We start from the raw sequence: 11,278 nt of genomic DNA, 5'->3' as shown, positions 1-11,278 counted from the left end.
GGTCTCCAGCCGGAGCGGACGGACGTACGCCCCGCTTCGCACCGGCTGGAGACCTCGGCCGACGGTCAGCGCTGGGAGCCGTACCGGGCGGGCTCGGTGGCCCGCGAGGTGCGGGTGACGGTCCGCTCGGCGGATGCGGACGAGTTCACGGGCGTACGGGAGTTGAGGGTCACCCAGCCGGAGACGATCCGGGCGCCCCACCGGGGCCGGGGTGGCATCCGGCCCCGGTGGGGCACTCCCCGGCCACCGGCGTACGGTCCACGGCCGGGCGCCGGTCTGCCGGCCGGCCCCGATCCGTACGCCCGGCCGACCGGCGGGCTGCAGGCCGGCCGAGGAGGATTCCGCCCAGCACCAGGACGAGCCCGCACATCTGCCTGAGGGTGAACGGCTCCCCGGCGATCAGGGTGCCGAGCAGCACTCCGGTCACCGGGTTGAGCAGTCCGACCAGACCGACGGTCGCGGCGGGCAGATGGCGCAGCCCCGTGAACCAGGCGGCGAACGCGACCGCGGTAGCCACCACGGAGACGTAGCCGAACCCGAGGACGGCAGGCCCGTCGAGTGCGGGCGGCGCGCCCTCCACCACGACAGCGAGGGGCAGCAGCAGAAGGCCACCGGCGATCAACTGCCAGGAGGTCGAGGCGAGGACGTCGGCACCGGCACCCCAGCGCTTGGCGAGGACGTAGCCGAGGGACGACATCAGCATGGCGGCGACGGAGGCCAGCACCCCCCGGGCGTCGACGGAGACCGAACCGGTCAGCAGCATGAGGCACACCCCGGCGATGCCCGCGGCGGCACCCAGCAGGGGCAGCAGACCCGGCCGTTCCGCGACCAGTGCCCAGGCGATCAGCATCATGGCCACCGGCGAGGCCGCCATGACCGTCGAGGCGGTGCTGGTCGGGAGCAGTTGCGCGGCAACGTACACGAGAGCGAAGAACCCGCCCATGTTGAGGACGCCGAGAACCGCCGCCTTCCACCACCATGAGCCGCGGGGTCGTTCCCGCCGGACGGCCAGGAGCAGCAGTCCGGCGGGCAGGGCCCTGATCGCGGCCCCGTACAGCGGGGTGTCTGCGGGCAGACAGGCGTGGGTGACGTAGTAGTTCGTGCCCCAGGCCACCGGTGCGATCGCCGTGATCAGCACCCACCGCAATGTAGCTTCCATGGAAACTATTATGCCTTCCACGGAAGCTATAGTGAAGCCATGCCGGATTCCGCCACCCCTGCCACCTCTCCCGCCTCTCCCGCCTCTGCCAGCTCTCCCGCCGATCCCGTCCCTGCCCCTTCTCGGCCCCTGGACCACGTCGCGTGCATCCAGGCCGAGTGGTCCCGCGAACGCCCGGACCTCGACGTGAGCCCCCAGGGCGTGATCGGACGGCTGCACCGGCTCGGCGGGCTGCTCACGGAGGAGCTCTGCGTGGTGTACCGGCGATTCGGTCTGAGCGAGGGCGAGTTCGACGTACTGGCCGCCCTGCGGCGGGCCGGGGAGCCGTTCGAGCGGGCCCCCGGGGAGCTGGCGGTGCACACCATGGTCACCACGGGCGCGATGACCAAGCGCATCGACCGCCTGGAACGCGACGGCCTGGTCACCCGCCGCCGCGCGGCCGGGGACGGCCGGGGCCGGGTGGTCGCCCTCACCCAGGCCGGGCGGGAGCTGATCGACCAGGCGTTCACGGAGCACATGCGCAACGAACGCCGCCTCCTGGACGCCCTGACCCGGGACGAGGCGGCGGCCCTGGAGCCGCTCCTGACCGCCTGGCTGGCCCGGGTGGAACCGCCGCAGGAGGGCTGAACCCACCCCCATCGGCAGCACCGCTCGCGACGCCGGGCGGATGCCGCGACCGACGCCGCGGCCGCGGAGGCCGCACCCGGCCGGCCCGCGCGGTCACACCGGAGGCCGTGTCTCCAGGATCGTCGCGGTCCCGCCCGCCTCGGCACACTCGTACAGCGTGATCCGGTCCCCGGGGACCAGGCGGCCCCACCTGCCCGGGTCCAGGGGCAGGAGCCGTACGGGGGCCCGGCCACCGGGCGGGAGCCCAGGGGCGAACTCGACCCACACCCGGGCGATGTCCAGTTCGGGTTCCCCGTCGTGTCTCCGGTTGCCGATGTCCCACATCGGTCGCAGTACCCCGGCGCCCGGAACCGGCGTACGCCGGAACGTCTGGCCCGCCGGGCGGAGGACGAGATCGGCCCGGATCACGCCCTGGCGCGTCTCGGCATCCCGCCACCAGCACCACTCGCGGCTCCGTTCGAACCCCAGCATCTGCGCCGACCGCCCCAGCCGCTCCCAGAAACCCGTCGGCGCGGTCCACCCGTCGCCCAGCTCCTGCAACAGGTCAAGCGCCACTTCCCACTCGTCGTGCACGAGGTGGTCCCAGACGTCGGAGGCCGTGAGGTCGTTGCCGGTGGCCACGTTCTCGGGCACGAGCAGCGCGGCGGCCTCAAGGATCTCAACAACGTCCATGCGGCGAGTATGGGGCAACGGATGGTCGCGGCACCCGGGCGGGACGGGACGTCGGTGTCGGCGAACTGCCCGGCCGACGCCACATCCGGCCACCTGAGGAGGACGAGCCCTCGCCCCCGACCCGGCTCGGTGTCGCCCGTAGGCGCGGGCCCTTGGACGCGGCTGCCGATCCGTCTGCCGATATCCACCTCCGGTGGCAGTATGAGCACCCGGACTGGGCGCTCGAACCAGGGGACACATTGCGTGAGTTGGTCTATCTGTCGGACGGCAAGCTGCGCCAGTTCCTGCCGACCCGCCGTGCGCCCCGGACCGGAACCCTGCGGCTGAGTACGCCGGTCGGCGGGATCGACATCGACTCGCCGGCCCCCGACGGGGAACAGAGCCGGTTGCGCCATCTGGACCGGGTGGACAGACATCTGAACCAGTCGGCCCGGTGGTACTCGGAGCCCGGTCTACGGCCGGGGCAATGGGTCCAGTTCGAAGCACCGCTGCGCTGCATCACCCTGAACGGGGCGTACCGGGACCTCGTGCTGTTCAGCGATGCCGCCCCTGGCGAGGACCCTGACTACGAGCGCGAGGCCGACTGCCGACTCCTCATGCACGGGTCGGCCCACCACCTGCTCGGGCTGTCCCCCGTGCCGGTCGACGGACCGCCCCTGGAGAGCCACGACGGCGGATCGAGCGCCGGATCGACGTTCCTCACCCGTGCCGGCCTCGCTGTGGAGGCCCTGGACGCTGTGCCTCTCCCGCCATCCGATCCCTCGGCCCCGGTGGAACCCACCGGGGCCGACGCCCCGCAGTCCGGCCTTCAGTCCCTGCTCGCGGCCATTGACCGCACTCCCGCGCTCAGGGGAACGGCCGTATGGATGCGCGGTCTGGCCCGCGTCACGGTCACCGTCGACACCGCATCCGGCCGGCGCTGTCTCGTGGCCAGCCCGCTGACCGTGGAAGTCGCGCACGACCTGCCGTCGACGACCTGACTTGCCGGGAGCGGCCCGGCGACCCGACGGCACCCTGCGCCGTACCTGCGTACACATGGGTGAATCCCGGCCCGGCCGGGAATAGCGGGCGCGGGTCGCTGTTGCTCACAGCATGACTTCTGAGACGCGTGAGGCATTCGGACGGGTCGGGATCTGGAGCAGCGCCCTGCACGGGTCGCGGGCGGACGAAGCGGGAAGGAGAGCGATCGCGGAAGCCGTCGCCGAGCTCGAGGATCTCGGGTACGGCACGCTGTGGATCGGCGGCAGTCCCTCGCCCGACGACGCCGCGGCGGTCGTCGCCGCCACCCGCAGGGTCACCGTGGCCACCGGCATCCTGAGTATCTGGGACCACACGGCAAAGGAGGCGGCGGATCGGATCGCGGCGATCGACGCGGGTGCGCGCGGGCGGTTCGTCCTCGGCCTGGGCGTCAGCCACGGCCCGATGGTGCCGCAGTACACGAAGCCGTACAGCGCGATGGTCGCCTACCTCGACGCGCTGGACACCGCCACCCCGCCCGTGGACTCCGGACATCGGGTGCTGGCGGCGCTCGGCCCGAAGATGCTGAAGCTGGCGGCCGACAGGGCGCTGGGCGCGCACCCCTATCTCGTCTCCGCCGAGCACACGGCGGAAGCACGTGAGGCGCTCGGCCCCGACGCGCTGCTCGCCCCGGAGCTGACCGTCGTGCTCGACACCGACCTCGACCGGGCCCGCACCACTGCGCGGAACATGCTGGGAATGTACCTCCAGCTGCCCAACTACACAGACAACCTGCTACGCCTGGGATTCACGGAGAGCGACTTCGAGGGCGGCGGCAGCGTCCGCCTCCTCGACTCCCTCTTCGCCCTGGGCGACGCCGGGCAGGTGAAGGCCCGGACCCAGCAGTACCTCGACGCCGGCGCGGACCACGTCGCCCTCCAGGTGCTCACCGCCGACGAGGGCGGCGCCGGCCTGCCGCGGGCCCAGTGGCGCGAGCTGGCCGAGGCCTTCGGCGACGCGTTGTAGCCGGGCCGGTCCGGTTGGAAGGGCCGGCAGTTGTCGCTCCCGGCCGAGCTGGCCGCCACCCTGCGGGGTGCGGCGGCGGTTGACGCGTTCACCGTGCGGGGAGCGTGGCAACCGTCACCGAGCGGGTCGCTGGATCGCGAGCGGAAAGTAACGGGCGTCCGCAGGACGGACCGAGACCGGCGCCGTCACCGTGACGCGGGTGGCCGGCGCCTCAGCGGCGGCGAACAGCCCGCGCCGGTTCACTCGCGGACCATCCGGCCTGTCCGCTGAATCAGCCCGCACCGACGTGCAGATTCCCGGTGAACCTCGCCGCGTTCTCAGCTCCCGGCCGGGGGGCCTTGCTGCGCGCCGAGGGCCGGTTCGAACGCGGCGACGCAGCGGTCGAAGTGCCCCTTCCAGGCGTCGGCGGCGACGGTTTCACCTGCGAGGTGGGTGAGGCAGATCTGCCAGCCCGCCGCGTTGCGGGCAGCGATAGCCGGGGGCGTTTCGTCGGTGAACACCAGGCGGGTGCGGCCGTCCGGTTCCGGGGTCAGGACGAAGCGGAGGGTTTCCTCTCCCCAGGTGTAGGCGAGAACGCGGGGCTCCTCCGCTTCCAGGACGCTGCCGGTGAGGGTCATGTCGGTCCCGGGGAACGGGAAGCTGATCCTGGCACCGGGCTCCCAGGCATCGGCGATGACCTCGGACGGAAACCACGCCTTGAGTTCCTCGCGGTCGGTGATCGCGCGCCAGACAGCCTCGGGAGGCTGGGCCAGAACCCGTTCGAAGCGCAGAACCGGCCGGGCACCGCCCGTGTTCAGCGTGACCTCGGTGACCTGGGCCGGGCTTGCGGGGCCGATCGGATCCGAGGGGCCTGTGGGGTCTGCAGGGTCTGTGGGGTCTGTGGGGTCTGCGGGGTTGTTCATGATGCTCCTTCCTCCAGATGCCGGTCCAGGCGGTCCAGGCTCGCGCTCCACAGCGTGCGGTAGGAGGCGAGCCACGCGTCGAGCTCGGCCAGCGGCTCCGGGCGTATCCGGTACAGCCGCCGCTGGGCGTCGACCCTGGCCTCGACCAGCCCGGCGTCGCGCAGAGTGCGCAGGTGCTTGGAGACGGCCGGCTGCGTCAGCCCGAGCTCGTCGACCAGCTCACCAACCGGCCGCTCGCCATCCTTGAGGAGATCGAGTATGCGCCGCCGATGGGGTTCGGCGAGTACTGCGATGACGTCACGTGCCGGGGTACTCACCCTTCAAATATACGACAGCGGTTATATGCCTGCATGTGCATGCAAGGCGCTTCGCGAGGAGGCTTCGCGTCACTCCTCCCTCCGGAAGCGGAACAGCGAGACTTACTATGACGACGATGACGCCGGGGTGGAACTCGGTCCACCGCAGGAAGGGGCGCGAGCCGATGAGCCTTCGTCAGTTCGAGTACGCCCTGGCCGTTGCCGAGGAGGGCTCGGTGACGGCGGCGGCGGAGCGGCTGCACGTCGCCCAACCGTCGGTGTCCCAGCAGATCCGCGGCCTGGAGCGGGAACTCGGCGTACAGCTGTTCGCCCGTACGCCGGCCGGGCTGGTGCCCACCGTGGTCGGCCGCGCGTTCCTGCGGGAGGCAGAGGTCGCGGTGAGCGCGTCTCGGCGGGCGAGGGCGACAGCGCGGGCCGGTGCCGATGAGCTGGCCGGCGAGCTGACGGTCGCGGTGCAGATGGGCTTCGGCACGCGGCAGTTGCCGGGCGCGCTGGGCGCGCTGCGTCGCCGCTTCCCGCGGCTGGAGGTCACGGTCTTCGAGGAGCCGAGCTCCGCCGAGCTGGAGCGGCTGTGCCGCCGGGGCGTGCTGGACCTCGCCCTGATGGCGGCGTGCGAGCGGAGCCCCTCCGACGCCCACCACCTCGGCGACGAGGAGTTCGTCGTGGTGCTGGGCGCCGGGCACCGACAGCTCGCCGCGGACCGGGTCGAGCTGCGCGAGCTGGAGGGTGAGCCGTGGGTGAGGTTCGACCGCGACAGCGCCCTCGACGGCGTGCTGCTGAACGTGCTGCGCGACAACGATCTGGCCCCGACCACGGCCGCCCGCGTGTCCCAGACGGCGACGGCCGTGCGCTGGGCCGCCCACGGGCTGGGGGCGACGCTCGTCCCGGCCTCGGCGGTGCCCCACGGTCACGAGCACCTCGTCCGCCCGGTGTTCCCGGTCGTGTCCCAGCCCGTCATCGCCGTGCTCCGGCAGGGCGCGGGCCCGGCGGAGACGGCCCTGCTCGAACTCCTGCGTCAGGAGACGTGGTCCGAATCCGCTCCCTTCTCACCGGTGTCCTGACGGCCGGGAAGGCGGCGGACGCCGCTGAATTCCTCTTGCTGAAACCGGCGTTCCGGAATGCCGCAGGCGTCAGCCCCTGGGGAATTCACCGCCGTCCACGATGAGATTGCTCGCCGTCAGCCAGCCCGCCCGGTCGGACAGAAGGAAAAGCACCGCGTGGGCGATGTCCTCGGGACGGCCGTCGCGCCCGAGCGGCGTGGTGTCAGCGGCGTTGGTCGGGCCGGGCGCAGCGTCCATGCGCGCGGACACCTCGGCCCACTGCTCCCGCGTCGCCTCGCCGCCGGGGGTGGCGGTTCTGCCGGGAGACACGATGTTGACCCGGATTCCGAACGGGGCCAGCTCCAGGGCCAGTCCCTGGCTGTAGGTCTCCAGCGCCGCCTTCGCCGCCACGTAGTGCAGGAACGGTCCGACCGGAGTGAGGACCGCGGCCGAGGAGATGTGCACGATCCTCCCCGAACGCCGCTCCCGCATCCCCGGTACCAGCAGCGAGTCCAGCCGCACCGACGCCAGGTAGTTCAGGTCCAGCGCGTCCTGCCACTCCTCGTCGGGGATGGCCAGGGCGCCTTCGTGAGGTCGTGCGCCACCCGCGTTGTGAACCACGATGTCCACCCCGCCGAGCACCTCTTGCGCGGTCGCGGCCAGCGCCTCTGCCCCGGCCCGTGTCCGCACGTCGGCCGCCACGAAAGTGGCCCCCTCCGGCACCGTGCCCGTCGCCGACCTGGCGGTCGTGAGCACCTCGGCGCCCGCGTCCAGGAGCTGGCGGACGACGGCCGCGCCGATTCCGCGAGAACCGCCCGTGACCAGGGCCCGCTTTCCCGCGAGTTCTCGCGTTCCCGGCCCGTTCTCGATTGTGGTCATGCCACTGGTCCTCTCGATCGCTTGTCAGTCCGCCCGACGGGAAACAATCGACGTGTACAGAGCGCGAATTCCGGAGAAATCGCGGTGCGCACCTCGTCGAGCTGTTTCACGGTACGGCCGGAAAAGAACGAGAGGCAAAGACGAAATGCCAGCAGGCGCTATAGGTAATCCCTATGGCATTCCCCCGGCAGGTCATGGCGCACGGTGGCGGGACCTCCGCGCAAGCCGGTGTGGGAGAACGCCAGCTCCTGGCCGTCGATACGCTTCCTGCGGGGACGCGCGACGGAGCCGACGGGCTCGGGCTCGCGTCGGCACGAACACCGCCGGGACCCCGCTCAGTTGCCCGAGCCGAGGCCGGACATGAAGACGGCCGGACAGCGATCGCCACGTGCCGCGCCGGGCGGCACCGCCTTCTCTCACGGCGACAGGGCCGGACTCTGCCCTCGGCGTTCCGGACGCACGGCCGAAGATCAATCTGGTGTTCAACCTGGTCACCCGCTAGGAATCTGGCCGGGCGGCGTCATCAGGTCGCCGCAGCCGGCGCACTACGGGAACCACCCCGCGGCCGCCACGTGAGACACCAAAGGGCCGACTCGCGAACGAGCCGGCCCCATCCGAACTGCATGTTTACCGGGCCACCGACCTGGTGTTGTTTCATCGACGGCGATGAGCTGCTGGTGTGGGCCGTGCATGTCGGGCATCGCTCCACCGTTTACAGCACCCGCCCCCTCCCCCACCAGGAGCCCGCGCGATCGGCCGGAATCCGCTGGAGGTGGCGCACCACTGTCCAGGCCGGCCGCACCGAGTTGTCGGTGGTGGCTGCTTTCATGGCGCCATGAGCACCGTGCACGAGACCGCCGCCCTTCTCCCCGACCCCACCCAACTCCGCGCCCATCTGCGCGCGTTGGCCGTACTGGACGCAACGATCGGCGAGGATGCGCAGTCCTGCTGCTACACCTTCGACGCCGACTGGGCCCCCGGAGAGGAGGCAGCCCTGATGGCGAACGGCTCGGGAGACGACTTCTCCGTCGTCTTCACCGCAGCCGGCGTACTCATACGCGGCTTCGACCACGAGTCGAGGATGAGCCCATACGGAACGGAGGACGAGCAGGTCTGGCCCGGCGTCATCGACGAAGTGCCCGTCGCGCTGCGCCCGATCCTGGACGAGGCCGCCTTCCACGACGAGGGAATCGACGTCCCACGTGTCACCACCTGCCTGTGGCAGGCGGCCGGCGACACGGCCTGGCGCACCGGCTCGGCCATCGCCTTCCCGCCCGGCAGCGAGGACCCGGACGGCTCCGGCTCGCTCTTCCGCCTCCTCGCCGACCGCTCGCCCGAGGCTGTCCAGGCCCATTTCGAGGACTACTACGAGCGCCCCGTCCCCCTCGACGCCGTCCGCCATGTCCTCGCCGGACATCCCCTCACCGCCGCGATCGCCGCAGCCCTCAGCCCGACCACCCTCTCGGACAACGCCATGCTCCACAGGATCGCCGCACATTCCGAGGCTGCTTCCTACCTGTCCTGCGATGGAGAGTTCGACCTCGCGCGCACCGACCCGATCGAGCGGATCGCCCTGCCCAACGGCCTTCCCGTGGAGCCGGTGGCCGGCTGCAACGCGGGCGGCACCCACTACCTCTGCGGCCCGGCCGCCCCCGGCAGCCCTCGCCCCGTCCTCTACACCGACTCCGAAGGTCGGGCCTCCCTGATCGCCGAGTCACTCGCCGAGGCCCTGACCCTCACGATCGTCCTGCCGTCGTGGCACGACGCCCTGGCCGGCTTCCGCCCCCCGGCCCTCAACTCCGACTACCTCGAAGACAACCCGGACCACCCCGCGGTCCGCGACCGCCTCCTTACCGCCCTCGGACTCCCCCCGGCCACCGAACGGGAAGTCCTCGACCGTCTCCTCGCCACCGCCGCTCGCACAGTCCCCGACGGCTTTCTCCCGCTCGTTCCCGATAAGGAGGACTCCGCCTTCGAGCCGATGCTCGAACTGCCTGCCGCCTAGGGTCTTTCGTTTGGACCCCGCGAGCCCAGCGTGATCCAAACGAGAGGCCCTAGGCGTTCTGTCCACGGAGGTTGGTGACAGCTAGTGCTTGGAGATGTTGACGGTGTTGTTGATGTCACCCGCGGAGAAGGCGATCAGGCCACCACAGGCGAGGAGGCAGAAGCCGGGGGTCGGATCGGGCGGCGTCGGAGCCGAGGTGACCTGGACGGTCGTGGTGCCGTTGGAGGCGTCGCACTCCGCGTTGCCGTTGTAAGCGGTGGTGATGGTGTGCGAGCCAGCGGTGGTGAACGTAGCGGTGTAGCCGGCCTGGCCGTTGGCGTTCACGGGCACGGTGCCGAGCAGGTCGCCGCCGTCGAAGAACGTCACGCCGAGCCCGCCGGTGGCGTCGGCGGGGCAGTCGACCGTGGCCGCCAGTTGCACCGGAGTACCTACCTCGGCGGACTGCGGAGTGGCCGTCACCGTGGTGGTCGACGGTACGGCCCAGGCGGGCGAGGCCAGCCCCAGTACGGCGGCCAGGGCTGTGGCGACGACCAGCCTTCCTCTGCGTGGTGTGATTCTCACTAGTTCGGCTCCTTGTTCTGTCGCCGGGCCTGCGGATCGCGGGCGCCGTGGAGCTTCACGCTATGGCGGTCCTTTTGCCCCGCAGGGAGGCCGCGCCCACAAGTAGCCTGGTTGGGTCAGCGGCACAGAACCGGCCGTCGGGCAGCCGAACGGGCGGGCGGCACAAGGAATGGTACGAGGTGTTTTTACGTCGGCTCCTCGCCCCGTCGTCCGGGTGTCAGATGCCGGGCGGGGCGACCCGGATGTAGGTCAGCCCGGGGCTGGTGCCGCCCGCCGTCGTGACGGTCACAGCGGTCGGACCGGCGGGTCCCGCGGGTGCGATCGCGGTGATCTGTGTGTCCGACACGACGGTGAACGAGACGGCCGTACCCCCGAAGGTGACGGCCGAGGTGGTGGCCAGGTTTGTGCCGGTGAGGGTGACCACGGTGCCTGCGGACGTCGGACCGTTCGTGGGTGCCAGTGCTGTCAGGGTGGGCGTGGCGACGTATGTGAAGGCGACGGGGTTGCTCGTGCCGCCCGGGGTGATCACCGTGATCGGTGAACTCCCGGCCCCCGGCGGGGCGGTGGCCGTGATCTGTGTCGCCGACACCACGGTGAAGGAGGCGGCGTTGGTGCTGCCGAACCGTACGGCACTGGCGTTGAGCAGATTACTCCCGGTCAGTGTGACCACCACGCCACCGGCTGTCGGGCCCTGGGCGGGGTTGGCACTGTTGAGGGCGGGAGGCGCGGCGTAGAAGAAGAAGGTGTCCGGGGCGCTGGTGCCCCCCGGTGTCGTGACGGTCACCGCTGCGGCCCCGGCACTCCCGGCGGGTGTTACGGCGGTGATCTGGGTGGCCGAGTTCACCGTGAACGAAGTCGCCGGGACCCCGGCGAAGGTGACCGTCGTGGCCCCGGTGAACCCGGTTCCCGTGAGGGTGACACTGGTGTCGCCGGACGTCGGACCGCTGCTGGGCGCCACACCCGTGACCACCGGCACCTGCGCCACCACATAGGTGAACGTCACCGAGTTGCTGTTACCGGCCGGATGGACGACGGTCACCGCCGCCGCACCCGCAGCGCGGGGCGGGCTCACAGCGATGATCTGGGTGGCCGAGTTGACGGTGAAGGAGGTCGCGTTGGTGCTGCCGAACCGT

At 71.4% G+C, this 11,278-nt stretch carries 12 protein-coding genes; 5 read left to right on the top strand and 7 right to left on the bottom strand.

Annotated elements, in window-relative coordinates; translation table 11 throughout:
* Positions 1–169: 169 nt before the first annotated feature.
* Entirely contained in the window at positions 170–1,159 is a 990-nt protein-coding gene (locus tag J1C73_RS06945; protein ID WP_207315560.1) for a DMT family transporter, read from the bottom strand.
* Positions 1,160–1,198: 39 nt separating this feature from the next.
* On the opposite strand from J1C73_RS06945, the gene J1C73_RS06940 reads away from it, so the two are divergent.
* Positions 1,199–1,786: a MarR family winged helix-turn-helix transcriptional regulator gene (locus J1C73_RS06940; RefSeq protein WP_207315559.1), complete on the top strand. Its 588-nt coding sequence runs from the start codon at positions 1,199–1,201 to the stop codon at positions 1,784–1,786.
* Positions 1,787–1,879: 93 nt separating this feature from the next.
* Here J1C73_RS06940 and J1C73_RS06935 read toward each other — a convergent pair whose 3' ends face one another.
* Complete coding sequence (locus J1C73_RS06935) at positions 1,880–2,458, bottom strand: hypothetical protein (protein ID WP_207315558.1); 579 nt, start codon at positions 2,456–2,458, stop codon at positions 1,880–1,882.
* Positions 2,459–2,697: 239 nt separating this feature from the next.
* On the opposite strand from J1C73_RS06935, the gene J1C73_RS06930 reads away from it, so the two are divergent.
* Positions 2,698–3,438 (top strand): SAVMC3_10250 family protein, encoded by a 741-nt coding sequence (locus J1C73_RS06930; protein WP_207315557.1) that lies wholly within the window; start codon positions 2,698–2,700, stop codon positions 3,436–3,438.
* A 112-nt stretch (positions 3,439–3,550) separates the two neighbouring features.
* The gene (locus tag J1C73_RS06925; protein ID WP_207315556.1) at positions 3,551–4,441 is read left to right on the top strand and encodes a TIGR03620 family F420-dependent LLM class oxidoreductase; all 891 of its coding nucleotides are present in this window, start codon (positions 3,551–3,553) and stop codon (positions 4,439–4,441) included.
* Positions 4,442–4,758: 317 nt separating this feature from the next.
* Here the strand turns inward: J1C73_RS06925 and J1C73_RS06920 are convergent, their stop codons facing one another.
* Both J1C73_RS06920 and J1C73_RS06915 read right to left on the bottom strand, forming a co-directional pair.
* Positions 4,759–5,343, bottom strand: coding sequence for an SRPBCC domain-containing protein (locus tag J1C73_RS06920; RefSeq protein ID WP_207315555.1), 585 nt, complete (start codon positions 5,341–5,343; stop codon positions 4,759–4,761).
* A complete protein-coding gene (locus J1C73_RS06915; RefSeq protein ID WP_307797621.1) occupies positions 5,340–5,660 on the bottom strand; it encodes an ArsR/SmtB family transcription factor in 321 nt (106 codons plus the stop codon). Before J1C73_RS06915 ends, J1C73_RS06920 begins: the two co-directional genes overlap by 4 nt.
* A 164-nt stretch (positions 5,661–5,824) precedes the next feature.
* On the opposite strand from J1C73_RS06915, the gene J1C73_RS06910 reads away from it, so the two are divergent.
* Positions 5,825–6,721, top strand: coding sequence for a LysR family transcriptional regulator (locus J1C73_RS06910; protein ID WP_207315554.1), 897 nt, complete (start codon positions 5,825–5,827; stop codon positions 6,719–6,721).
* A gap of 69 nt (positions 6,722–6,790) precedes the next feature.
* Here J1C73_RS06910 and J1C73_RS06905 read toward each other — a convergent pair whose 3' ends face one another.
* A complete protein-coding gene (locus J1C73_RS06905; RefSeq protein ID WP_207315553.1) occupies positions 6,791–7,579 on the bottom strand; it encodes an SDR family oxidoreductase in 789 nt (262 codons plus the stop codon).
* An 835-nt stretch (positions 7,580–8,414) separates the two neighbouring features.
* Between J1C73_RS06905 and J1C73_RS06900 the strand changes: the two genes are divergently transcribed.
* On the top strand, positions 8,415–9,584 hold the full coding sequence (locus J1C73_RS06900) for a hypothetical protein (protein ID WP_207315552.1): 1,170 nt from the start codon (positions 8,415–8,417) through the stop codon (positions 9,582–9,584).
* 81 nt (positions 9,585–9,665) lie between these two features.
* Here J1C73_RS06900 and J1C73_RS06895 read toward each other — a convergent pair whose 3' ends face one another.
* Complete coding sequence (locus tag J1C73_RS06895) at positions 9,666–10,145, bottom strand: Ig-like domain-containing protein (protein ID WP_207315551.1); 480 nt, start codon at positions 10,143–10,145, stop codon at positions 9,666–9,668.
* Positions 10,146–10,362: 217 nt separating this feature from the next.
* Positions 10,363–11,278, bottom strand: a 916-nt coding sequence (locus J1C73_RS06890) for an IPT/TIG domain-containing protein (RefSeq protein WP_207315550.1), incomplete at its 5' end; no start/stop codon positions are given.

Origin of the sequence: Streptomyces laculatispora (assembly GCF_017353455.1) — a bacterium.
Classification (GTDB): domain Bacteria; phylum Actinomycetota; class Actinomycetes; order Streptomycetales; family Streptomycetaceae; genus Streptomyces; species Streptomyces laculatispora.
This window is presented reverse-complemented; position numbering and strand designations above follow the sequence as displayed.

What these genes read in the sequence shown, in the direction of transcription:
- J1C73_RS06945 (WP_207315560.1), bottom strand. Translation starts at nt 1,159, where the DNA reads ATGGAAGCTACATTGCGGTGGGTGCTGATCACGGCGATCGCACCGGTG.
- J1C73_RS06940 (WP_207315559.1), top strand. Translation starts at nt 1,199, where the DNA reads ATGCCGGATTCCGCCACCCCTGCCACCTCTCCCGCCTCTCCCGCCTCT.
- J1C73_RS06935 (WP_207315558.1), bottom strand. Translation starts at nt 2,458, where the DNA reads ATGGACGTTGTTGAGATCCTTGAGGCCGCCGCGCTGCTCGTGCCCGAG.
- J1C73_RS06925 (WP_207315556.1), top strand. Translation starts at nt 3,551, where the DNA reads ATGACTTCTGAGACGCGTGAGGCATTCGGACGGGTCGGGATCTGGAGC.
- J1C73_RS06920 (WP_207315555.1), bottom strand. Translation starts at nt 5,343, where the DNA reads ATGAACAACCCCGCAGACCCCACAGACCCCACAGACCCTGCAGACCCC.
- J1C73_RS06910 (WP_207315554.1), top strand. Translation starts at nt 5,825, where the DNA reads ATGAGCCTTCGTCAGTTCGAGTACGCCCTGGCCGTTGCCGAGGAGGGC.
- J1C73_RS06905 (WP_207315553.1), bottom strand. Translation starts at nt 7,579, where the DNA reads ATGACCACAATCGAGAACGGGCCGGGAACGCGAGAACTCGCGGGAAAG.
- J1C73_RS06900 (WP_207315552.1), top strand. Translation starts at nt 8,415, where the DNA reads ATGAGCACCGTGCACGAGACCGCCGCCCTTCTCCCCGACCCCACCCAA.